Annotated in this window: 19 protein-coding genes; 18 read left to right on the top strand and 1 reads right to left on the bottom strand. The window is 44.1% G+C overall.

The features are described 5' to 3' along the window. Nucleotides 1-21: 21 nt before the first annotated feature. From nagZ to D5281_RS02890, 4 genes are all read left to right on the top strand, one after another. Nucleotides 22-1,584, top strand: a complete 1,563-nt coding sequence (gene nagZ / locus D5281_RS02905; RefSeq protein WP_160558642.1) for a beta-N-acetylhexosaminidase — start codon at nucleotides 22-24, stop codon at nucleotides 1,582-1,584. A gap of 85 nt (nucleotides 1,585-1,669) precedes the next feature. Continuing rightward, nucleotides 1,670-2,209: a GNAT family N-acetyltransferase gene (locus D5281_RS02900; RefSeq protein WP_160558641.1), complete on the top strand. Its 540-nt coding sequence runs from the start codon at nucleotides 1,670-1,672 to the stop codon at nucleotides 2,207-2,209. Further along, the gene (locus D5281_RS02895; protein ID WP_160558640.1) at nucleotides 2,169-3,329 is read left to right on the top strand and encodes an exo-beta-N-acetylmuramidase NamZ family protein; all 1,161 of its coding nucleotides are present in this window, start codon (nucleotides 2,169-2,171) and stop codon (nucleotides 3,327-3,329) included. Before D5281_RS02900 ends, D5281_RS02895 begins: the two co-directional genes overlap by 41 nt. 16 nt (nucleotides 3,330-3,345) lie before the next feature. After that, a complete protein-coding gene (locus tag D5281_RS02890; protein ID WP_160558639.1) occupies nucleotides 3,346-4,254 on the top strand; it encodes an N-acetylglucosamine kinase in 909 nt (302 codons plus the stop codon). On the opposite strand, the gene D5281_RS02885 is transcribed toward D5281_RS02890, so the two are convergent. After that, nucleotides 4,236-5,099, bottom strand: a complete 864-nt coding sequence (locus D5281_RS02885; RefSeq protein ID WP_160558638.1) for a MurR/RpiR family transcriptional regulator — start codon at nucleotides 5,097-5,099, stop codon at nucleotides 4,236-4,238. The two genes, D5281_RS02890 and D5281_RS02885, sit on opposite strands and share 19 nt — an antisense overlap. A 557-nt stretch (nucleotides 5,100-5,656) precedes the next feature. Between D5281_RS02885 and D5281_RS02880 the strand changes: the two genes are divergently transcribed. The 14 genes from D5281_RS02880 (at nucleotide 5,657) to D5281_RS02815 (ending at nucleotide 22,890) form a co-directional block, all read left to right on the top strand. Next, on the top strand, nucleotides 5,657-8,584 hold the full coding sequence (locus tag D5281_RS02880) for an insulinase family protein (protein WP_160558637.1): 2,928 nt from the start codon (nucleotides 5,657-5,659) through the stop codon (nucleotides 8,582-8,584). A 431-nt stretch (nucleotides 8,585-9,015) separates the two neighbouring features. Beyond that, entirely contained in the window at nucleotides 9,016-10,407 is a 1,392-nt protein-coding gene (asnS, locus tag D5281_RS02875; protein ID WP_160558636.1) for an asparagine--tRNA ligase, read from the top strand. Between the two features lie 181 nt (nucleotides 10,408-10,588). Further along, nucleotides 10,589-11,659 (top strand): DUF4349 domain-containing protein, encoded by a 1,071-nt coding sequence (locus D5281_RS02870; protein ID WP_160558635.1) that lies wholly within the window; start codon nucleotides 10,589-10,591, stop codon nucleotides 11,657-11,659. A gap of 148 nt (nucleotides 11,660-11,807) precedes the next feature. Continuing rightward, on the top strand, nucleotides 11,808-12,710 hold the full coding sequence (gene era, locus D5281_RS02865) for a GTPase Era (RefSeq protein WP_160558634.1): 903 nt from the start codon (nucleotides 11,808-11,810) through the stop codon (nucleotides 12,708-12,710). 78 nt (nucleotides 12,711-12,788) lie between these two features. Beyond that, complete coding sequence (locus D5281_RS02860; RefSeq protein ID WP_160558633.1) at nucleotides 12,789-12,968, top strand: hypothetical protein; 180 nt, start codon at nucleotides 12,789-12,791, stop codon at nucleotides 12,966-12,968. After that, complete coding sequence (gene recO / locus D5281_RS02855; protein ID WP_330584775.1) at nucleotides 12,907-13,563, top strand: DNA repair protein RecO; 657 nt, start codon at nucleotides 12,907-12,909, stop codon at nucleotides 13,561-13,563. Before D5281_RS02860 ends, recO begins: the two co-directional genes overlap by 62 nt. A 60-nt stretch (nucleotides 13,564-13,623) precedes the next feature. Beyond that, nucleotides 13,624-14,241, top strand: coding sequence for a hypothetical protein (locus tag D5281_RS02850; protein WP_160558631.1), 618 nt, complete (start codon nucleotides 13,624-13,626; stop codon nucleotides 14,239-14,241). Nucleotides 14,242-14,371: 130 nt separating this feature from the next. Continuing rightward, nucleotides 14,372-15,760 (top strand): glycine--tRNA ligase, encoded by a 1,389-nt coding sequence (locus D5281_RS02845; protein WP_160558702.1) that lies wholly within the window; start codon nucleotides 14,372-14,374, stop codon nucleotides 15,758-15,760. A gap of 295 nt (nucleotides 15,761-16,055) precedes the next feature. After that, nucleotides 16,056-18,695 carry an alanine--tRNA ligase gene (gene alaS, locus D5281_RS02840; protein ID WP_160558630.1) on the top strand — a complete coding sequence of 880 codons (2,640 nt, stop codon included), beginning with the start codon at nucleotides 16,056-16,058 and terminating at the stop codon, nucleotides 18,693-18,695. 249 nt (nucleotides 18,696-18,944) lie between these two features. Beyond that, nucleotides 18,945-19,121: a 30S ribosomal protein S21 gene (gene rpsU, locus D5281_RS02835; RefSeq protein WP_016290398.1), complete on the top strand. Its 177-nt coding sequence runs from the start codon at nucleotides 18,945-18,947 to the stop codon at nucleotides 19,119-19,121. Nucleotides 19,122-19,314: 193 nt separating this feature from the next. Then, nucleotides 19,315-19,908 carry a putative ABC transporter permease gene (locus D5281_RS02830; protein WP_160558629.1) on the top strand — a complete coding sequence of 198 codons (594 nt, stop codon included), beginning with the start codon at nucleotides 19,315-19,317 and terminating at the stop codon, nucleotides 19,906-19,908. A 108-nt stretch (nucleotides 19,909-20,016) separates the two neighbouring features. Beyond that, nucleotides 20,017-21,147, top strand: coding sequence for a D-alanyl-D-alanine carboxypeptidase family protein (locus tag D5281_RS02825; protein WP_160558701.1), 1,131 nt, complete (start codon nucleotides 20,017-20,019; stop codon nucleotides 21,145-21,147). 58 nt (nucleotides 21,148-21,205) lie between these two features. Next, complete coding sequence (locus D5281_RS02820) at nucleotides 21,206-22,051, top strand: metallophosphoesterase (protein WP_277935138.1); 846 nt, start codon at nucleotides 21,206-21,208, stop codon at nucleotides 22,049-22,051. Between the two features lie 86 nt (nucleotides 22,052-22,137). Beyond that, on the top strand, nucleotides 22,138-22,890 hold the full coding sequence (locus D5281_RS02815) for a segregation and condensation protein A (RefSeq protein ID WP_160558628.1): 753 nt from the start codon (nucleotides 22,138-22,140) through the stop codon (nucleotides 22,888-22,890). The last annotated feature ends 38 nt before the right edge of the window (nucleotides 22,891-22,928 follow it).

The raw sequence follows: 22,928 nt of genomic DNA, 5'->3' as shown, positions 1-22,928 counted from the left end.
GAAAGGAGTATCATATTGTATATGGAAAAGACAGTAGAGCAGATGTCCCTGCGGGAAAAGATTGGACAATGTTTTTCGGTAGGATTTCCCGGTACGGAGTTGACAGAGGAGTATAGCGATTTTTTGAAAGAGTTTCAGGTTGGGAATCTTATTTTATTTGGGGAAAATATTGAAAGCGGAGAACAGCTGTCAGAACTTTGCAGCACTCTCCGCCAACAGGTGTTGGAAAATACCCAAATTGCCCCTTTTATTATGATTGATCAGGAAGGGGGCGCTATTGTTCGGCTTTCCGATGATTTGGTGAATGTACCGGGAGCAATGGCAACTGCAGCATCCCAAAATCCGGAGAATGCTTACGCTGCTGGGCAGCTTACAGGCAGACAGCTTAGAAGGCTAGGTATAAATTTTGACCTCGCGCCGGTAATGGATATAAATTGCAACCGGAATAACCCGGTGATTGGCATCCGCAGCTATGGCGATGAACCGGGACAGGTTGGAACATACGCTATGAAAATGGCGAAGGGACTTATATCTGAGAAAGTCCTTGCCTGCGCCAAGCATTTTCCAGGCCATGGTGATACGGCACAGGATTCCCATTTAAGTCTGCCGATTGTTGATAAACCTATGGAACAATTGGAAAAAACAGAGCTTCGTCCCTTCCGGGAGGCGGTAGATATGGGCATTCCCGCGGTTATGAGCGCTCATATCCTGTTTCCGGCTCTAGAGCCGGAGAAAATACCTGCTACCATGTCAGAAAAAATCCTTACAGGTCTTTTAAGAAAAACCTACGGTTTTCAGGGAATCATTTTAAGCGACTGTATGGAAATGGGGGCAATCAAGAAATATTACGGTACAGCCAACGGTGTGGTAAAAGCCTTGGGGGCGGGAGTGAATATCGTGCTGATCTCACACACACCTTCTGCTGCTAAGGAAGCCATAGAAGCGGTGGAGAAGGCAGTGGGGGAAGGAGCCCTTTTGGAGGAGGTGATTGACGCTTCTGTGAAAAGGATTTTAGCCTTAAAGAAAGTGTATGCGGAAAAAGAAGATCGGGATGGAAGGCTGGTATTAGAGGAAGATAAGCAAAAGGCATACAGGTTGTTGAAGGAAACCATTACCCCTGTGACAATGCCTTTTGGAAAGACGCCAAAGGCAGGAGAAAATCCTTTTTTTGCAGGTTGCTATGCCTATCGTATTACACTGGCGGCAAATATGGAAAATAAAACTCTTAGTTTCCCTGAGTGGATGGAAAGGAAATTGGGCGGTACGTCCTGCATTTTTTCACCTAATCCACAGGAAGAAGAAATATGCAGGATTGTGGAAAAAGCGAAAGGACACAGCAGCATAGTAATAGGAACCTATAACGGGCATTTACAAAAGGGACAGATAAAACTGATAGAGAGGCTTTCAAAGCTTGATACGCCGGTGACAGTTTTTGCCCTCAGAAACCCGTATGATTTAAAGGACCTTCCGCAAAATGTCACAGCAATTGTTATGTGGGAGTACTCAGTCAGAAGTTTTCAGGCTGCCCTGGAAATATTGAAAGGGGAGTGGATGCCTAAGGGGCAGATGCCAATCCGGTGGTAGAGAGTATCGCAAGCATTATCTGCGATGCGTAAGAAAATGCAGCTGGGATAGGCGGTCGGAAAACAGGAAATAGGAGGTGATTGATATGCCGGATATGTTAGTAAAACTATATCATCTGCCGCAGATGGACAGAGAACAGATCAAAAAGGCAAATTATCAAATCAGAAGGGCAATGGCGCCGGATAAGCTTCGGGTGGTAGACTGGGTGAGAGAGCATTCGGGAATTTTCGCCGCAGGGGAGTGCGATGTATGTTTTTCCCATACACCCATAACCTGTTTTATTGCCACAAGAGAGGAAAAAATTATAGGCTATGCCTGTTATGATGCCACTGCCCCGGACTTCTTTGGACCTACCAGGGTTCTGGATAAGGAGCAGGGCAGGGGAATCGGAAAACAGCTTTTACTTGCCAGTTTGTGGGCTATGAGGGAAGAAGGGTATGGCTATGCAATTATCGGAAGTGTAGGACCTGCCGCTTTTTATGAAAAATGCGTAGGCGCAATGGTGATTCCTGACTCATCTCCAGGCATATATGAGGATTTCCTAGGAGGAATAGAGAAACGAAAAAGCAGGGAGGAGCAGAAGGATGAAGACGGTATTGGGACTAGAGAGGGTAAGGAAATATGAGGAAATATTTAAGGGGAAGGCCATTGGGCTGATCACCAATTTTTCCGGGATAACCAGTGATTGGAAAAAGGATAATCTCATGGTTTTTCGGGATTGCGGTTACCACATAGCCCGGATTTTCACGCCGGAGCACGGTTTAAACGGAGCCGGTGCGGGAGAAGCGATTGATGAAAAAAGCCAGCAAAGAAAAGGAGAGGCTCCTATTGTCTCTCTTTACGGGGAAAAGAAGAAACCTTCTTCCCAGGATTTACAGGATATCGAGCTTCTGGTTTTTGATATGCAGGATGTAGGGCTGCGATATTATACATATCTTTATACTATGACCTACGCCATGGAAGCAGCCGGGGAGGCGGGGATTCCCTTTGTGGTGCTGGACCGCCCTAATCCTCTTGGAGGGAATATAATAACCGGTGCAAGAATTCTTCCTTCTCTTCACAGCTTTGTGGGGGATTATGAGCTTCCTATGCGGCACGGTCTGACCTTGGGGGAGGCGGCGTTTTATTTTAAAGAATATGCAGGCCTGAAACTGGATCTTAGGGTAATACGGATGGAGAATTATACATCCCGGATGATGCATCCTAAGACAGGGCTTTTGTGGAACATTCCATCTCCCGCCCTTCCTGCCTTTGAGAATACACTCTGCTACAGTGGAGGGTGCCTGTTTGAAGCCAGCAATATCAGCGAGGGCAGGGGCAGTATGAAGCCCTTTTTAATGTACGGCGCGCCTTTTCTGGACATGGACTTGGTGTACCATGAGTTGTGGGAACAAAAAACAGGGGAGGGCTACGTTTTCCGCAGAAGGGCATTTATCCCCGTCAGTGGGAAGTATGCGGGGGAGGTATGCTATGGACTGGAATTCCATCCCCTTTCACTGGAGGAAGACTTTCTTCCCACAGCGCTTATGCTTATGAAGATTATTTGTGACCGTTATCCCCAAAAGGTGATATTCCGAAAAGAAGATAAGGATGAAAATACGGTGCATTTGAAGGTCCTTTATGGTAATGGCATGGCGGAGGAATACCTGGAAGGAAAAGTCAGTTTAAAGGATTTACAGGAGAGCTGGAAAGATGAAGGAGATGCCTTTTCCAAATCGGTGAAATCGCTTCGGCTGTACGATTAAAGGAGAGAATGGACGGATGGGGTTTATATTGGGAATGGATGGCGGCGGTACTTCCACGCAAGGGGTAATTTTGCAGCAGGGGAAAGAATGTGCACGTATTGCAGCCGGAGGAATCAACTATAACAGTTACTCACAAAAGCAAATCAGAGAACATTTGCAGGAGATAGCCGAAAAGTGCCGGGAGTATGGTTTTGCGCCCGCTCTGTGCACAGGTGTAGGTATTGGAGCGGCAGGCATAAGTAATCCTGCGGCGGTTTCCTTTTTAAAGGAATGTATAAAAGAATTGGGCTTTGTATGTCCGGTGGTGGTGATGGGCGACCATGAAGCCGCTTTAAGGGGCGGGCTGATGGGAGAGGCCGGTCTTTTGCTGATTGCGGGAACCGGTTCTGTGTGCCTTGCCCAGGACAAGGCCGGAAAACTGTACAGAACGGGAGGATACGGACATTTGATTGACGATGGCGGAAGCGCCTATGCAATCGGAAGGGATATTTTGCAGGCAGTGGTACGGTCGCACGATGGAAGAGAAGAGAAAACCGTGCTTACGGAGGCTGTTTTTCAGACGCTGGGCATTCATTCGGTGGGAGAACTCATAGGCTTTGTATACAATGGAGGAACAGGAAAAAGAGAAATCGCCTATCTGGCCCAGCTGCTTACGGAAGAAAGGATAAAATCAGACCTGGTTTCAGAGAAAATTGCAAAAGCTGCGGCCAGTGAGCTGGTAGAGCTGATAGGGCCCTGTCTTTCCCGGATGGAAGAGGGGTTCTATCCCATTCTGTTCTCAGGCAGTGTACTTGTGAAAAACAAAAAGATAGGCGGATTTTTGCGGGAACAGATTGCCAGAGAAAAGCTGCCAGTGTATGTGGCGGAAAGGAAAAAAGACCCGGCTATCGGGGCAGCATCCTGGTTTCAGGATAATGCCGGGTGACAGCCCCGATAGCTTAATTCCAGTTTTTTTTCTATCTGGTCATAATCCCGGCCGGCTACTGCCATAAATAGAATATCGGATATATATAGCTGGGCGATACGGGAGCTGGTAGCGCCGCTTCTTTTTAATATTTCAGTGGAGTCCGTATACAATACATAATCTGTCAGTTTTGACAGAGGATTGTTGGCGTTATGCCGGGTAACAGCCACAGAGGGGGTACCGGACATTTTCAAAATGTCCGCTATGCGGAGGATTTCCTTTGTTTCCCCGGAATTGGAAAAAAGTATGGCAATATCTTTGGGGGAAGTAATGGCGGCATAGGCATAGCATACATGGACATCGCTGCTAAAGAAAACATGGTAGCCTAGACGGAGAAATTTGGAATACAGATCCTCCGCCACAAGTCCTGATGCGCCGATGCCAAAACAGCCGATGGTGTTGGCACCGATGATCATTGGAATGATTTTTTCAAGAGCCTCCTGATCTAGGAGTTTTCTGGTGGCTTCAATGGCCTGAATGCTATTGGCGCTTACCTGATCTGCGGTAACAGAGATGGAACTGCACTGGCGGATGTCAAGGAATTGGGTTTTGGGAGAATCCTCATCCCCTTTTTCCTGACTGATTTCCTGAAAAAGCGCATTCTTCAATCCCTTCATGCCATCATAACCGATACTTTTACAAAAGCGTACCCATGCCCCCTGACTGGTTTTGGACATCTGGGCAAGGGACGCTAAAGGATACTGGAAAATATGGTCTGGATGTGTTAAAAAATAGCTGGCGGCAATCTGTTCTGATTTGCTTAAGGCTGAATACATGTAACGCACATGATTTTCAATATTTGTCATAGCAGGTGTTGTTTCCTCTCCGTGTTTCCGTCTGTATTATGCAAAGTAAAATGATAGTAAACGACAAATATTTGTTCTTCACTAGATATACGGTAAAAAAGCCCTGATTCCTGTAGTTTGGAACTGGGGCGCAAACATTTCTTACTGTATTAAATATTTTAGGTTATGATAACTTATCTGTCAATATATTAGTACATTTTATTTTATATTTTACTTGCGCTGGGAAAATAATCCTGTTATAATAGAGTTCGCAGTCAGGAAATTCCTGAATTGCCTGAAGTTAGGTAAAATTCCCCTTTTACACTGAGCGGGCTGGAAACTTGTTTCCGCCCGCTCTTTTATTCCATAAGCCGTTTAGCGAAGCGTAGCGGCGCTTGTTTACAATCCGTGCAGAAGATATATGCCACTAAAAAAGTATTGGAAAGCTTATATTTATAGGGCACTATGGGAAAAATAGGATATATTCGGATAATTCATGTTTGTTATACTGGTACAGCGCTGCGCTTGTTATAAGGAAAGATGTACCAGATAAAAAATAAAGAAGGATGAGGTGCGTTATGAAACAACAAATCGAGGCGATGGACGCCTATCAAGTAATTGAAAAGAGAAAAATAAGCGATTTAAATTCGGAAGGGTACATTTTGAGACATAAAAAGACAGGAGCCGCCATCACCCTTTTATTGAATGATGATGAAAATAAGGTGTTTTACATTGGTTTTCGCACGCCGCCTAAGGACAGTACCGGTGTTGCCCATATTTTGGAGCATTCCGTACTGTGCGGTTCAAAAAATTTCCCGGTCAAGGATCCATTCATTGAGTTAGCGAAGGGTTCGCTGAATACTTTCTTAAATGCAATGACCTATCCCGACAAGACGGTTTACCCGGTGGCAAGCTGCAATGATAAGGATTTCAAAAATCTGGTGCATGTTTATCTGGACGCTGTGTTTTATCCCAACATTTATAATGAGGAGAAGATTTTCAGGCAGGAAGGCTGGCACTATGAGATGGAGGATGTGGAGGACGAGCTTTCAATCAACGGTGTTGTATACAATGAAATGAAAGGCGCGTTTTCTTCACCGGATGATGTTGTGGAGCGGGAAATCATGAATTCTCTTTATCCGGATATGACCTATGGACTTGAATCAGGGGGAGATCCTGACTTTATACCAGAGCTTACCTATGAGGATTTTTTGGCCTTCCACAAAAAATATTATCATCCTTCTAACAGTTATATTTATTTATACGGAAATATGGATGCCGCAAAATATCTTTCTTTTATAGATGAACAGTACTTGTCCCATTTTGAAGAACTTAAGGTGGACTCCCAGATTGGAGTGCAGAGGCCCTTTGCAGTGCCTAAGGAACTGGTTAAAGAGTATTCCATTATGGAGGATGATTCTGTTCTTGAAAATACCTATCTAACCTATAATGTTTCCATGGGCACCAGTCTTGACAAGAAACTTTATATTGCAATGGATGTTCTTGACTATGTGCTTTGTTCCGCCCCTGGAGCGCCAGTGAAGCAAGCGCTGATTGATAAGGGGATAGGGAAGGATGTATACAGTACCATGGAAAATGGTATTTACCAGCCTTACTTTTCTGTGATTGCCAAGAATGCGGAGGGTGGCCAGAAGGAGGAATTTGTAACTACGATCCAGGAAGTGCTCACAAAGGCGGTAGCGGAAGGACTGGACAAAAAGGCCCTTGCTGCAGCCATCAACTATTTTGAGTTCCGGTACAGAGAAGCAGATTTTGGTTCTTATCCAAAGGGACTGATGCTTGGCCTGGAGGCTTTAGACAGCTGGCTTTATGATGAGAAGGCGCCCTTTATGCATATAGAGGCGAACAAGACTTATGCGGAACTGAAGGATTCGATCGGCACAGGTTATTTTGAGGAGCTCATAAAAAAATATATTTTGGAAAATCCACACAAAACAATCATGGAGGTGAAGCCCGTACAGGGACTGACCACTAGAAAGGATAAAGCGCTTTTCGAGAAGCTACAGACCTACAAAGCTGATCTTTCCCAGCAGGAAAAACAGGAAATAGTGGACAAGACAAAGGCATTGCGGGCTTACCAGGAGGAGGAAAATACAAAAGAGGCACTGGAGACGATTCCTCTGCTTACCAGAGAGGATATGAAAAAAGAGGCGGCAGGCTACATCAATGAAGTGCACAGTATAGACGGAACTACAATCCTTGTCCATGATATTTTTACAAATGGTATCAGTTATTTGAATCTGGTCTTTGATTTGAGGGATGTGCCTGCAAGGCTGTTCCCCTATGTGGGCGTTTTAAAAGCAGTGCTTATGATGGTGGATACAAAACGCTTCAATTATAATGAACTGTTCAATGAGGTAAACATTCATACGGGTGGAATTAAAACGGTGGTAAACACATACACCAACGCAAATGATTTCAAGAAATACAAAGTTACGCTGGAAATCCGTTCTAAGGCGCTTTATGAAAAACGGGATAAGGCAATGGAGCTGATGAAGGAGATTTTACTGACCTCCCAGTTTGACGATACAAAGCGCCTGTACGAAATCCTGGCGGAAACAAAATCCAGAATGCAGGCGGTCATGACAGGAGCGGGACATTCCGTTGCAAGTATACGGGCCCTTTCCTATTTTTCACCTACGGCGGCAGTGTCGGAGCAGATTAGCGGTATTCCCCAGTACAGGCTTTTGGAGGAGCTTTTAAAAGAGTTTGAGAGCAGGAAGACGGAACTGGTGCAAAATCTGAAGGATTTGACAGCGTATATTTTCAGGCCTGAAAACCTGCTGGTGGATTACACCGCATCGAAAGAAAGCTATCCCGGCCTTGACCAGGCCGTGAGCCAATTAAAAGCCGAATTGTATACCAGTAAGGCATCGGGGGAGAGCTTTAAGCCGGATCCGGTAAAGAAAAACGAGGCTTTCATGACAGCAGGGCAGGTGCAGTATGTATGCCGTGCAGGGAATTTCATTGACAAAGGTCTGCCCTACACAGGCGCCTTAAAGGTACTTAAGGTGATGATGGGTTATGACTATTTGTGGAATCAGGTCAGGGTAAAGGGCGGCGCATATGGCTGTATGTGCGGATTTTTCAGAAATGGAGACGGTTATTTTGTCTCTTACAGGGACCCTAATTTAAAAAAGACAGTGGATGTGTATGAGCAGGCGGCGGAATATATTGAGAATGTAAAGTTGGACGAACGGACGGTAACACAGTTTATCATCGGGGCAATCAGCGAACTGGATACGCCTATGACACCGGCTACTAAGGGAATCTATTCCCTTGGAGGCTACATGACAGGGCTTTCCATGGACAAGGTGCAAAAAGAGCGGGACCAGCTGCTTGCCACCACCAAAGAGGAGCTCCAAGGGCTTGGCAGATATGTGCGGGCCTTTATGGAGGATGAGTGCCTTTGCGTGGTGGGAAATGGAGATAAGATAAAAGAAAGTGAAGAACTGTTTATGCAGGTGGAGCAGCTGTTTTACTAAAGTAACGATTCAGCCAGATCTGTGCAGTAAATGCACAGACCGTGAGAATATGATTAGGGAATGCAAAATCCCATCGCTGAAGGCAATTTTTAATGGATTTTGCAAGTAGCAGTCAGCAGGGCTGAACTGGTTACTTTTTGCGGGTCAGGAATGTACATTTACTGCGCATTCCGTGAGAACGTGATTCAGGTGTGAGGGGCGATTTTTGCGAAGCGAAACTTGGAATATCGCCCCGAATGTTACTATGAGCGGCTTCCAGGCTGTGAATAGTAACCGGAACTACTATTCACGAAATGAAAGACTTAAGCCATATCTTGCGCTTTGCTTTCGAAAATGCTATGATTTGGAAAGGGCTGGTGGACGAAAAAGGTAATAGGGCCTGCCGCGTTAAAATTATCAAACTTAAGTGAAAGTAGAAGGAGGACTGCGAGATGCAGTTAACAACGATCAGGGAAATTTTCAGAAACAGAGAGAAATATTTGGATAAAGAGGTATGTGTCGGCGGATGGGTGCGGAGCATACGGGATTCTAAGACTTTTGGATTTATCGTACTGAATGACGGTACATTTTTTGACACTCTGCAGGTGGTATATCATGATGAAATGGAGAATTTTGCAGAGGTTTCCAGGATGAATGTGGGTGCGGCAATTATTGTAAAGGGAACCTTGGTTCCAACACCTGCGGCCAAGCAGCCTTTTGAGATCCAGGCAACAGAAATCAGTGTGGAGGGAGCCTCAGCGCCGGATTACCCATTGCAGAAAAAGCGCCACAGCATGGAATATTTGCGCACAATTTCTCATTTGCGTCCGAGAACAAACACATTTCAGGCAGTTTTTCGTGTGCGTTCCTTGATTGCTTATGCTATCCACAAGTTTTTTCAGGAAAGAGATTTTGTGTATGTGCATACCCCACTGATTACAGGAAGTGACTGTGAAGGGGCAGGGGAGATGTTTCAGGTGACCACCATGGATCTTGCAAACATTCCAATGACTGAGGACGGAAAGGTGGATTTTTCCCAGGATTTCTTTCATAAGGCAACGAATTTGACAGTCAGCGGCCAGCTGAACGGAGAGACCTACGCCCAGGCATTCCGCAATATTTATACCTTTGGGCCCACATTCCGGGCGGAAAATTCCAATACCACCCGCCATGCAGCGGAATTTTGGATGATTGAGCCGGAAATTGCATTTGCGGATTTAAAAGATGATATGATGCTGGCGGAGTCCATGCTGAAATATATCATCCGGTATGTGCTTGAACATGCGCCACAGGAGATGAATTTCTTTCATTCCTTCATAGACAAGGGACTTTTGGAGAGGCTTGACAATGTTGTTAACTCCGATTTTGCCCATGTGACCTACACAGAAGCAATCGATATTTTAAGTAAAAACAATGATAAGTTTGAATATAAGGTGTCCTGGGGATGTGATTTACAGACAGAGCATGAGCGTTATCTGACAGAGGAGGTATTTAAACGCCCTGTGTTTGTGACGGATTATCCTAAGGAAATCAAAGCGTTTTATATGAAGCTGAATGAGGATGGCAAAACGGTTGCTGCTGTTGACTGTCTGGTGCCGGGAATCGGTGAAATTATTGGGGGCAGCCAGAGAGAGGATGATTATGAAAAACTGGTAAAACGTATGGAGGAATTAGGACTTGACAGAGAAGATTATGATTTTTATCTTGACCTGCGCAAATATGGCAGCACCAGACATGCAGGGTTTGGACTTGGCTTTGAAAGATGTGTCATGTATTTGACAGGTATGAGCAATATCAGAGATGTAATTCCTTTCCCAAGAACAGTAAATAACTGTGAGTTATAGGAAAAGGCTTAGACGGCAAAAAGGGTGTAAGGTCGGAATGGATGTTCCTTTAGACTTTACACCTTATTTCATAAATTTATTTCATTCTTCCATAAAATCAGCCGCTTGAAACGTATCTCTTTTATCAAAGATTACTTTTCACAGGGTAACAATCAGAAAAAGAGAATGGGAGGGCTTATCTATGAAAAATTTAAGGATGATATCACGAGAAAAAGAGAAAAGGAAATTACTGTTATTTTTTATCATAATGGCATTTCTTTTATCAGGCTGTGGCGGAGCGTCTAAAAGTACGGGAGCCATGGAGGCGGCGGATACGGCAATGCAAGCCAGTGGGGCAACAGATAACGGCTATGCGGACGCAGGCGGTTACGCTATGGAGGCGGCGGCAGAGGCCGGGGAATTAGATGCTTTGGAAGGTGACAGCGAAACGCCAAAGGTACAAAGCACCCAGCGCAAACTTATCAAAAATGTAAACTTGGAGGTGGAGACAGAGGCCTTTGAGGATTTACTTGCTGATGTGAAAAAAAGGACAGAGCAGTTTGGAGGATACATAGAAGAAAGCTATGCCTATAACGGCAGCAATTATTATGGAAAGGGCAATCGGAATGCAAATCTGACCATTCGTATCCCGGCAGAAAAGCTGGACGCGTTTTTGAGCATGGTGTCCGAAAATTCCAATGTAATCAGCCAGAATGAAAGTGTTACGGATGTGACCTTACAGTATGTGGATATGGAAAGCCATAAAAAGGCGCTGACAGCGGAGCAGGAAAGGCTTTTGGAACTTTTAGAGAAGGCGGAGACCGTTGAGGACATCATCACCTTAGAGAGCAGGCTTTCGGAGGTGCGCTACCTGCTTGAGAGCATGGAATCCCAGCTGCGGACGATGGACAATCAGGTTTCCTACAGCACGGTTTACCTATATATCAATGAAGTTACGAAATATACACCGGTGCAGGAGATGACCCCGTGGGAAAAGATTTCAACAGGCTTTATGGGCAGCTTGTATGATATTGGAAACGGAATGGTGAATTTTGGGATTGACTGTATGATTAATTTGCCTTATCTTATCTTATGGGCAGTTATTTTGCTCATAGTCTTTTTCATGATTCATCTGATAGTGAAATTGGTGAAAAAGAAAAGAGGGATAAAGCAGGAGAAAAAGATGCGCAGAAATCCTGGACAGCCGGAAGTTAATGGGAGGATGGACGGACAGATCAAAACGGAAGAAAAGGAAGAACCGCCAATCAAATAGCAGGAAGAAAGATATCATTTGTAAAGCAGACTGCTTTCGTTCAGCTGCTTATCAGTAGAGAGAACTACTGTGAAAATAAATTTTTCACAGACCAATTTGTACCAACGCCCAAATTGGCAGGTGTTGGCAGTATGGAGGATTGTTATGTATGAATGATCAGTATAAATCTGGTTTTACCGCGCTCATAGGTAGGCCCAATGTGGGAAAATCTACCCTGATGAATTGCTTAATTGGGCAGAAAATTGCCATTACGTCCAATAAACCCCAGACCACCAGAAATCGCATCCAGACAGTTTATACCTCCAAGGAGGGACAGATTGTTTTTGTAGATACGCCGGGTATCCACAAGGCCAAGAACCGGTTAGGAGATTATATGGTGAATGTGGCAAACAGAAGCCTTAAGGAAGTGGATGTAATTTTGTGGCTGGTAGAACCTTCAAATTTTATAGGCGCAGGGGAACGGCATATCATAGAACAGCTTCAAAAAATTTACACGCCGGTGATACTGGTCATTAATAAGATTGATAAAGTGAAAAGAGAAGAACTGCTGGAATTTATCGATACCTATCGAAAAGAACTGGATTTTGCCGAGATTGTGCCGGTGTCCGCCCTAAAGGGGGAAAATACCGATGAACTTATAAAATGTATTATGGCTTATCTGCCCTATGGACCGGCTTTTTATGATGAAGATGTGATTACCGACCAGCCTGAGCGCCAGATTGTGGCGGAGTTGATACGGGAAAAAGCGCTTTACTGCTTAGAGGAGGAGATTCCGCACGGGATAGCCGTCACAATAGAGCAGATGAAACAGCGCGGAAAAATCATTGACATTGACGCAACCATTATCTGTGAAAAAGATTCCCACAAGGGAATCATCATTGGAAAGCAGGGGCGTATGCTCAAAAAAATTGGAACCAGCGCCAGAAAGGATATTGAGGAAATGTTGGAGTGCAAGACAAATCTTCAACTGTGGGTGAAGGTAAAAAAGGATTGGCGGGACAGTGAGTTCCTGATTAAAAATTTTGGGTATAATCCCAAGGAGTGCGAATAGAAAAAAGAAAACAGTAAACCCTAATATCAGAAGTATGTATGCCATACTTGTCATACTTTTGATACTAGGGGGCACAAGATGAAAGTAATAAATTACTGGGAACAATTTTTAAGTACAGGAAATATCAACGATTATCTGGCCTACCGGGAGGGAGAAGGAACGGCAGGTTTGAAAGAGGATGAGGGAGCCGGGCAGGGTGCAGGAACAGAGCAGTGTTACAGGGATAATATTAAAGGCAGAGCCGATTGGGGAATATGACAGGCGGGTTGTGATACTTACAAGGGAACGGGGAAAGATAGCAGCATTTGCAAGAGGTGCCAGAAAACAGGGCAGCAGGCTGTTAGCTTCCACCAATCCCTTTTGTTTTGGCCAATTTCGGCTGTATGAGGGAAGGAGCGCCTATGGCATAGCGGAAACTTCCATCAGCAATTATTTTGAAGGGTTTAGAGGAGATTTTGAGGCTGCTTGTTATGGAATGTATTTTCTGGAAATGATGGATTATTATACCAGGGAAAACAGTGACGAAATGGAAATGTTAAAGCTCTTGTATCAATCCCTGCGGGCGCTTTTGCATGAAGGACTTTCCAATCAGTTAATCCGCTACATATTTGAGATTAGAGCGCTTTCCATTAACGGGGAATACCCGGGGCTGCCAGACAGAGAACGGCCTTATCTGCCTGGGACGGTTTATGCGGCAAATTATATTGTGGATTCTTCCATAGAAAAGCTTTACACTTTTACAGTGACAAGGCAGGTCCTTGCTGAACTTTCGGAGATTACCGAAAGCTACAGGAAACGTTTTATGGACCGAAAAATGAAAAGTCTTGAAATATTATCTGAAATTCAATGTTGAAAAACAAGGGTAAGTCATATATAATGGATGGGGTAAAATGGAAGTGAATGGGAGGGCGCAATGAAAAGAGGTTTTCCAATATTCAAAAAAATGATAATAAGCGTACTTACTTTTTCCGTGATGCTGGTCTTTTCGGCCTGCGGTGGTGAAGCCAAAGAGGAGGGTGGAACGTTTCTTTCTCTTATTAATGATGGAACCATTCAGTCTAATATTGAGGAAAGCTTTGAAGAAAGCTATTATGATAAGGATGAATTGGAACAGGCTATTTTAGAGCAGGTAGATGATTATAACAATCAGGCAGGGGCAGAGAGTATAACGGTGAAAAAGGTGGAAGTGAAGGACGGCGTGGCTTTGGCCCAGCTTATCTATGCAGGTGCGCAGGACTATGCTGCATTCAACCAGGCTCTTTTCTTTACGGGAAAATCCGGGGAGGCGGAAAGCGCGGGGTATGACCTTAACGTAGTTTTAAGCAGTGTGAAAGATTCCCAGGATACCATGGGGAAAGCGGATATTTTAGCCCTGGGAGATGAAAAGCTTTTGGTGACGGATATCAGCGATGCCATAAAATTAGACGGCAAAGCTCTTTATATCAGCGATAATGTTACGGTATCTTCCGGCGGAAAGACAGTCAGGCGCACGGAAGATGGGAATAAAATAATATATGTTGTTTATAAGTGATAGATAGGGTTGAGGGGTAATTGTGAACAAATAAGCAGTGGGAGAGAAAAATACTGTAAAATTAATTTTTCACAGGGAATTTTGTACATGCGCCCCAATTTGTGTATCGAAGCAAGAACGGAGGACTATGATGGAAAAAACGATGGAAAAAATTGTGGCCCTGGCTAAAGGCAGGGGATTTGTTTATCCCGGTTCCGAGATTTATGGCGGCCTTGCCAATACCTGGGACTATGGCAATCTGGGAGTGGAATTAAAAAATAATGTAAAAAAAGCATGGTGGCAGAAATTTATTATGGAAAATCCCTACAATGTAGGTGTTGACTGCGCTATTTTGATGAATCCCCAGACCTGGGTTGCTTCAGGCCATCTTGGAAGCTTTTCAGATCCCTTGATGGATTGTAAAGAATGCCACGAGCGTTTCCGGGCGGACAAGGTGATTGAGGATTTTGCAGCGGACAAGGGCATTGTGTTAGACGGCAGCATAGATGGATGGAGCCAGGAAATGATGAAAAACTTTATAGAAGATCATCATATCCCATGTCCCTCTTGCGGCAAACATAATTTTACGGATATCCGTCAGTTTAACCTGATGTTCAAAACCTTCCAGGGAGTTACGGAAGATGCCAAAAATACGGTTTATTTGCGGCCTGAGACGGCACAGGGTATTTTTGTCAACTTTAAGAATGTGCAGAGAACCTCCCGGAAGAAAATTCCTTTTGGAATCGGACAGATTGGCAAGTCCTTCCGCAATGAGATAACACCTGGAAACTTTACCTTCAGAACCAGAGAGTTTGAGCAGATGGAGCTTGAATTTTTCTGTGAGCCCGATACGGACCTTGAATGGTTTGCTTACTGGAAGCAGTTTTGTATTGACTGGCTTAAGAGCCTTGGCATGAAAGAGGATGAGATGCGTGTACGTGACCATGAGAAAGAAGAACTTTCCTTCTATTCCAAGGCCACAACAGATATTGAATTTTTGTTTCCCTTTGGCTGGGGTGAGCTTTGGGGAATCGCTGACAGAACCGATTATGATTTAAGCCAGCATCAGAATGTTTCCGGTCAGGATTTGACTTATTTTGACGATCAGAAAAATGTAAGATATGTGCCCTATGTGATCGAACCTTCTTTAGGAGCGGACAGGGTGGTTTTGGCCTTTTTGTGCGCAGCTTATGATGAGGAGGAGATCGGAGAAGGAGATGTGCGTACTGTACTTCATTTCCATCCGGCTCTTGCGCCCGTAAAGATTGGGGTTCTGCCTCTTTCAAAGAAATTAGGGGAAGGGGCTTTGAAGATTTATGAACAGTTGTCAAAGAAGTATAACTGTGAGTATGACGACAGAGGAAACATAGGAAAAAGATACCGCCGTCAGGATGAAATCGGCACGCCTTTCTGTGTGACCTATGATTTTGATTCGGAAACGGATGGGTGCGTGACGGTTCGGTTTAGAGATTCCATGGAACAGGAGAGAGTGGCAATTGACAGCCTTGACGCCTTCTTTGCAAAGAAGCTTGCGTTCTAATTTGAGTAAGCTGACTGAAAAGTATGAAAAGAACACCTATGCAACAGCTCTGCGCACTTGTTGCGCTGAGCGTACACGCGCCATGCAGCTAATCTGCATGTGTGAATAATGATACTTGCGCGTACTTTTCATAAGAATTTGTGTCCGGGAAGACATGGAGGTGCAAGTATGAAAATGTCTGATTTCTTGAAATAAAATCAACCTTAATAAAGCGAATATGGACAGGGCCTGTGCCTGCGCTGCATCCACAGGCCCTTTAAGATTTAATAGGCAGCGCGGAAATGAGGAAAAACAAATGAAATCCTATGGCGTAAACGAACTTCGCAGAATGTTTTTAGAATTTTTTGAGAGCAAGGGACATCTGGCTATGAAAAGCTTTTCTCTTGTGCCTCACAATGATAATAGTCTTCTTTTGATTAATTCAGGTATGGCGCCTTTAAAACCTTACTTTACAGGGCAGGAGATTCCACCCAGAAAGAGAGTGACTACCTGCCAGAAATGTATCCGTACTGGTGATATTGAAAATATCGGTAAGACAGCCAGACATGGTACTTTTTTTGAAATGTTGGGAAATTTCTCTTTTGGAGATTATTTCAAACATGAGGCCATTGCCTGGACATGGGAATTCCTTACGGAAGTAGTGGGACTTGATCCGGAGAGGCTTTATCCTTCTATTTATGTGGAAGATGATGAGGCTTTTGAAATATGGAATAAAGAGGTTGGTATTTCGAAGGAAAGAATATTCCGTTTTGGAAAAGAAGATAACTTTTGGGAACATGGCTCAGGCCCCTGCGGTCCCTGTTCTGAGGTTTATTACGACAGAGGGGAAAAATACGGCTGTGGCAAACCGAATTGCACGGTAGGTTGTGACTGTGACAGATATATTGAAGTCTGGAACAATGTGTTTACCCAGTTTGACAATGATGGAAAAGGAAATTATACAGAGTTAGAGCAGAAGAACATTGACACCGGAATGGGACTTGAAAGGTTAGCCGCGGTGGTACAGGATGTGGATTCTATCTTTGATATTGATACGATTTGCGCCTTGAGAAATAAGGTGTGTGAAATTTCTGGCAAGGAGTATAAGAAGGAATATAAGTGGGATGTTTCAATCCGTATTGTGACAGACCATATTCGTTCCGCTACTTTCATGATTTCCGATGGTATTATGCCTTCCAATGAAGGGAGAGGCTACGTGCTGCGCAGAATTATCCGCCGGGCGGCGCGGCATGGCAGACTCCTTGGTATAGAAGGAACCTTCCTTGCAGAACTGAGCAATACCGTAATTGAGGGAAGTAAGGATGGATACCCTGAGCTTGAAGAAAAGAAGGATTTTATCTTTAACGTATTGACCCAGGAAGAAAACAAATTTAATAAAACCATAGATCAGGGCTTAAGTATTTTAAGCGATATGGAAACCGCCGTGGTGAAAGAAGGGAAAACCTCTCTTGATGGGGCGGAAGCTTTTAAACTGTATGATACTTATGGATTCCCCCTTGACCTTACCAAAGAAATCCTGGAAGAAAAAGGCTTTACCGTTGAGGAAGAAGGCTTTTTAAAGGCGATGCAGGAGCAGAAGCAAAAGGCAAGGGCAGCGCGTAAAACCACCAATTACATGGGAGCTGACGTGACAGTTTATGAATCCATTGATCCTGCCATTACCACAGAATTTGTAGGATATGACAGACTGAGCCATGATTCAAAAATCACAGTGCTTACCACGGAAACAGAGCTTGTGGAGGCTCTTACGGATGGGGAGGAAGGTACAATCATCGTAGAAGAAACGCCTTTTTATGCTACCATGGGCGGTCAGTGTGCGGATACCGGTATCATCATCTGTCAGGATGGAGAGTTTATGGTGGAGGATACCGTTAAGCTCCTGGGCGGCAAAGTAGGCCATATTGGCAAAGTAGTAAAGGGAATGTTGAAAAAGGGGGACAGGGTTACGCTGCAGGTAAATGAGGCTAATAGAGCAGATACCTGCAAAAACCACAGTGCAACCCACCTGTTGCAAAAAGCGCTTCGGACGGTTCTTGGAACCCACGTAGAGCAGGCTGGTTCCTTTGTGAACGGGGACAGATTAAGATTTGATTTCAGTCATTTTTCAGCTATGACAAGGGAAGAACTTGAACAGGTTGAAAAGCTTGTAAATGAAAAGATTTTGGAGGCAATTCCGGTTAAAACGGAGATTATGACCTTAGAGGAAGCCAGAAAGACAGGGGCAATGGCGCTTTTTGGTGAAAAGTATGGAGAAAGCGTGCGGGTGATACGGATGGGAGATTTCTCTACCGAGCTGTGCGGTGGTACCCATGTTGGCAATACGGCATCTATTATGCTGTTTAAAATCATTTCCGAGAGCGGTGTTGCGGCAAATGTCCGCAGAATTGAGGCTCTTACCGGAAACGGTGTGTTAAAATACTATGCGGACATGGAAAAAACCTTAAATGAGGCAGCCTCTATTGTAAAAGCCTCTCCGGCTGAATTGGTGCACAAGCTTGCGCACGTTATGGCGGAGCTGAAGATCTTGCAGGGAGAAAATGAATCCTTAAAGAGCAGGGCGGCAAGGGATGCACTTGGCGATGTAATGGATCAGGTAACAGAGATTGCGGGGGTAAAGTTCCTTGCAACGAAGGTTTCGGGCGTAGATATGAACGGCTTGCGTGATTTAGGCGACCAGTTAAAAGCCAAGCTTAAAGAAGGCGTCCTTGTATTGATTTCTGATAAAGACGGCAAGGTTAATATGGCGGTTATGGCCACCGATGGCGCGGTTAAAAAAGGCGCTCATGCAGGCAATCTGATTAAAGGAATTGCCGGATTAGTTGGCGGCGGCGGTGGCGGACGCCCTAATATGGCTCAGGCTGGCGGGAAAAACCCTGCCGGCATTGATAAGGCCCTTTCAGAGGCCAAAAAAGTACTGGAAGGTCAGCTTAGTTAAATTTATGACTAAATTTTTGTAAAGAAATGATTGACGCAGGAGAAATTTGTGGTATAATTGTGTATAAGTGAGAGAGCATGTATGTGTACGTAGATACGTTAAATGAGCATTAATACATACGTGTGCACACAAGGTACATGGTTGCAGGCAGAGTATGCATCTTTAAGATGGTGCAGGAATGCGGCATGTAAATAAAAACCCGATCAGTCGATGCTGCTAGAAGGGACTGAAGGGAGGTCAGGGTGTAAGATGTCAAATGTAATCGTTAAAGAAAACGAGACTTTAGACAGCGCTTTACGCCGTTTCAAAAGAAGCTGCGCAAAGGCTGGTATTCAGCAGGAGATTCGTAAAAGAGAGCATTATGAAAAGCCAAGCGTAAAACGCAAAAAGAAATCTGAAGCTGCAAGAAAACGTAAATACAATTAATATTCCAATTGCCATTCAGTGTAGGCTTGGAAGTAAGGAAAGCCCTTGATGGTTAACCAAGGGCTTTCTTCATGTATTGGAATTTATTACCACAGCGAGGGTCTTGGCCTCTATGGACGGCTTTCAAGTTCGCGGTGGATTACATATATGAGAGCTTGTTTTGAACGAATTGATTTCGTAAGGGGGAATCTTTATGTGGACGAGAGAAGTGTTTGGCACAGATGTATACCACTTGATTTCAGCATTTATCATCTATAGCATGATGGGATGGCTGGTAGAATCCATATATATGTCATTCTGCAATAAAAAGATAACAAACCGTGGGTTTGGCAGAGGCCCTTTCTGCCCGATTTATGGGTTTGGCGGTGTGGTAGGGTATCTTATTTTGCATCCCTTAAGCAACCACCTGGTTGGCCTGTATCTGGCCGGGGCAGTGCTGGCCACCGGATTTGAGTATCTGGTAGGCAGGCTGATGCTTAAAGTTTTTGGAGAAGTATGGTGGGACTACAATGAAAAGCCATGTAATTATCAGGGAATTATTTGTCTGGAAAGTACAATTGCATGGGGCTTTTATGCGATTATAATCATCACATTCCTTCATAGCAGAATATTAGGACTGGTGGACAGGTGCAATGCAGAATGGGGGATTAGAGCTTGCAAGATAGTTCTTGTGCTGGCCACGGTAGATTATGTTACGAAGCTTATGAAGATTTTTAATGTCAGTCTGAAGGAAAAGAAAAATAAGCTCATGGATGCCTATCATTCTTTCAGGGCAAGATGGTATTAAAATTGTACTTGCATTTTAAAAACAAATAAAACATATCCATAGTAATAGAATACATAAGGGGAGAGCGAATACGTGAATAAATATTTCAAAGTTACCCTATGCTATGTGATGTGTTTTATTTTTTTGCTGGCAATGCCGCTTAAGGCTGCTGCAGCTCCGGCAGTGGAGGCACCATCCTACATATTAATGGAAAGCTCCACTGGACAGATTATCTGTGAACAGAATGCTGAGGAAAGACGCAGCCCGGCCAGTATCACAAAAATTATGACTTTACTGGTAATTTTTGATCACATCGGCACAGGAAGAGTGCAGCTTGACAGTGAAGTCATGACCAGCGCTTATGCAAAATCAATGGGAGGTTCCCAGGTATTTTTAGAGGAAGGAGAAGTGCAGACCCTTGATACCATTATTAAGTGCATTGCCGTAGCCTCAGGAAATGATGCCAGTGTGGCGGCCGCTGAGTTTATTGCAGGAAGCGAACAGGAATTTGTAAATTTAATGAACCAAAGAGCGGAGGATATGGGGCTTACAAATACTCACTTTGAGGATTGCTGCGGGCTTAGCGAATCTGACAATCATTACACCTCGGCGAAGGACGTGGCGCTTATGTCACGTGAACTAATTACGAAATATCCTCAAATCCTGGATTATACAAAAATCTGGATGGAAGACATTACCCATGTGACCCGGCAGGGAAGCAGCAGTTTTACTTTATCAAGCACTAATAAGCTGCTCAAGATGTATGACTGGACCACAGGTCTGAAAACCGGATCCACCAGCAAGGCCTTATATTGTCTGTCAGCCACTGCCAGTAAGGATAATATTGACCTGATTGCAGTGGTCATGGCATCTCCCAGCAACAAATCACGTTTTCAGGATGCAATGGCGCTTTTGAATTATGGCTACAGTGTAAGCGCATTGTATGAGGATGCCAATGAGGAGAGATTACCTACGATTCCTGTTAAGGGGGGCGTACAGGAGGAAGCAGCGCTGATTTTCAAAGGGCCTTTCCGGTATCTGGATATAGCCGGCAGTGATTTAAACAGTATTGAAAAGACGATATCCCTTCCACCGGAGGTTGTAGCGCCTGTAAAAAGAGGGGATGCGGTGGGAGAAGCGGTCTATACACTAAATGGGCAGCGGATAGGAAGCGTATCTATTTTATCAGATGTAACCATAGATAAGGCAGGATATAAGGACTATCTGAAAAAAATATGGGGCTTGTATTGTAACCTGTGAGCAAAATGTGTTATATTTGAGAGGCTCTACTTTAAAAGCGGGAAGGAAAATAAATTTGATGATTTTTGTTTACGCGATGGCAGTTCTTGCGGCATTTTTCTTTGGAGTTATGGCTGTGGACTGTAATCGGTTTGTGGTTAGAAGATACAAATGCAAAAGCCAGATCTTACGGAAGGATGGCAGGATCATCCTTCTGTCAGATCTTCATAATAAATCCTTCGGGGCAGGCAATCGGCGGCTGTTTGCGGCCATAGAGAAGCTTGCTCCGGATTTCATACTAATTGCCGGGGATATGTACACTTCCCAAACAGGAGGAGAAACCAGCACAGCGAAGGATTTTGTGTGCGCTCTGGCTGCAAAATATCCGGTTTTTTACGGCAATGGAAATCACGAGCAAAAGACAAAACTTTTTCCCGAACAATTTGGCAGGATGTATGTTGATTATGTAAAAGAGATAAAAAAGGCGGGGGTACGGCATTTGGTAAATGAGAAGGTATATCTGCCTGATTTTAACATAGACATATACGGACTTGAAATTGGACGAGAATATTATGGAAAATTTAAAAAAACGCAGATGGAGACAGACTATTTGGAAAGAACTTTGGGAAAACCGGACAAAGGTAAGTTTTCGGTGGTGATAGCCCATAATCCGGATTATTTTGCGGCCTATGCAAAATGGGGAGCAGATTTGGTGGTATCCGGACATATCCATGGAGGGCTTATGAGGCTGCCCGTTTTGGGAGGCGTGATTTCCCCATCCATTAAGCTTTTTCCAAAGTTTGATGGAGGGATGTTCCGGGAAGGAAAATCGGTTATGATTTTAGGAAGGGGTCTTGGCACGCATACACTGCCTATTCGCATTTTTAATCCCGGAGAACTGGTGGTGCTAGAGCTTTCCAGATAGGAATTTCTCAAAGTTGACGGTAATTTTTTTACATGATAAAATGGCGTAAAGAATTTGGAAATCTGTAAGTAAAGGAGCCAAAGTGAATGGCAATATCGGTAAAACTGCAGGCATTTGAAGGCCCTTTGGATTTACTTCTACATTTGATTGAAAAAAATAAAGTGGATATCTATGATATCCCCATTGTGGAAATCACAGCCCAGTATCTGGAATATATACAGAACATGGAAATAGAAAATATGGATGTGATGAGTGAATTCCTGGTGATGGCGGCAACGCTTTTAGATATCAAATGCAAAATGCTGCTTCCGAAAGAGGTAAACGAGGAAGGAGAGGAAGAAGACCCAAGGGCGGAGCTGGTGCAAAAGCTGCTGGAATATAAAATGTACAAGTATATGTCCTATGAGCTTAAGGACAGACAGATTGACGCATCGCGCACTCTTTTTAAAGACAGGACTATGCCCAAGGAAATTGAGGAATATAAGCCGCCAATTAATTTGGAGGAGCTGATAGGAGATGCGAATTTGAGCAAGCTCAAGGAGCTGTTTAAGATGGTAATGAAAAGACAGGAGGATAAAATAGACCCTGTCAGGAGCAGCTTTGGACGGATTGAGAAGGATGAGATTGATATGGATGTAAAAACTGCCTATGTGGAGGCGTACGCCCGTGTCCACAAAAAGTTCAGTTTTATGCAGCTTTTAGAAAAACAAAAAAGCAGAATGGAAATTATTGTTACCTTTCTGGTAATATTAGAGATGATGAAGGTGGGAAGAATTTCTATTTTTCAGGAAGATACTTTTGATGACATTGTCATCACTTCAAGGGCTGCCTGTGAGTAACAGGCATTCTTGTTGCAATAAGCTGTCTCGCAAAGCGT

This window comes from Parablautia muri, assembly GCF_009917485.1.
GTDB classification, from domain to species: domain Bacteria; phylum Bacillota; class Clostridia; order Lachnospirales; family Lachnospiraceae; genus Suilimivivens; species Suilimivivens muri.
Note: the sequence above shows the minus strand (reverse complement) of the source record. Positions and strands in the feature narration are given on the sequence as shown.

What these genes read in the sequence shown, in the direction of transcription:
- nagZ (WP_160558642.1), top strand. Translation starts at nt 22, where the DNA reads ATGGAAAAGACAGTAGAGCAGATGTCCCTGCGGGAAAAGATTGGACAA.
- D5281_RS02900 (WP_160558641.1), top strand. Translation starts at nt 1,670, where the DNA reads ATGCCGGATATGTTAGTAAAACTATATCATCTGCCGCAGATGGACAGA.
- D5281_RS02895 (WP_160558640.1), top strand. Translation starts at nt 2,169, where the DNA reads ATGAAGACGGTATTGGGACTAGAGAGGGTAAGGAAATATGAGGAAATA.
- D5281_RS02890 (WP_160558639.1), top strand. Translation starts at nt 3,346, where the DNA reads ATGGGGTTTATATTGGGAATGGATGGCGGCGGTACTTCCACGCAAGGG.
- D5281_RS02885 (WP_160558638.1), bottom strand. Translation starts at nt 5,099, where the DNA reads ATGACAAATATTGAAAATCATGTGCGTTACATGTATTCAGCCTTAAGC.
- D5281_RS02880 (WP_160558637.1), top strand. Translation starts at nt 5,657, where the DNA reads ATGAAACAACAAATCGAGGCGATGGACGCCTATCAAGTAATTGAAAAG.
- asnS (WP_160558636.1), top strand. Translation starts at nt 9,016, where the DNA reads ATGCAGTTAACAACGATCAGGGAAATTTTCAGAAACAGAGAGAAATAT.
- D5281_RS02870 (WP_160558635.1), top strand. Translation starts at nt 10,589, where the DNA reads ATGAAAAATTTAAGGATGATATCACGAGAAAAAGAGAAAAGGAAATTA.
- era (WP_160558634.1), top strand. Translation starts at nt 11,808, where the DNA reads ATGAATGATCAGTATAAATCTGGTTTTACCGCGCTCATAGGTAGGCCC.
- D5281_RS02860 (WP_160558633.1), top strand. Translation starts at nt 12,789, where the DNA reads ATGAAAGTAATAAATTACTGGGAACAATTTTTAAGTACAGGAAATATC.
- D5281_RS02850 (WP_160558631.1), top strand. Translation starts at nt 13,624, where the DNA reads ATGAAAAGAGGTTTTCCAATATTCAAAAAAATGATAATAAGCGTACTT.
- D5281_RS02845 (WP_160558702.1), top strand. Translation starts at nt 14,372, where the DNA reads ATGGAAAAAACGATGGAAAAAATTGTGGCCCTGGCTAAAGGCAGGGGA.
- alaS (WP_160558630.1), top strand. Translation starts at nt 16,056, where the DNA reads ATGAAATCCTATGGCGTAAACGAACTTCGCAGAATGTTTTTAGAATTT.
- rpsU (WP_016290398.1), top strand. Translation starts at nt 18,945, where the DNA reads ATGTCAAATGTAATCGTTAAAGAAAACGAGACTTTAGACAGCGCTTTA.
- D5281_RS02830 (WP_160558629.1), top strand. Translation starts at nt 19,315, where the DNA reads ATGTGGACGAGAGAAGTGTTTGGCACAGATGTATACCACTTGATTTCA.
- D5281_RS02825 (WP_160558701.1), top strand. Translation starts at nt 20,017, where the DNA reads ATGTGTTTTATTTTTTTGCTGGCAATGCCGCTTAAGGCTGCTGCAGCT.
- D5281_RS02820 (WP_277935138.1), top strand. Translation starts at nt 21,206, where the DNA reads ATGATTTTTGTTTACGCGATGGCAGTTCTTGCGGCATTTTTCTTTGGA.
- D5281_RS02815 (WP_160558628.1), top strand. Translation starts at nt 22,138, where the DNA reads ATGGCAATATCGGTAAAACTGCAGGCATTTGAAGGCCCTTTGGATTTA.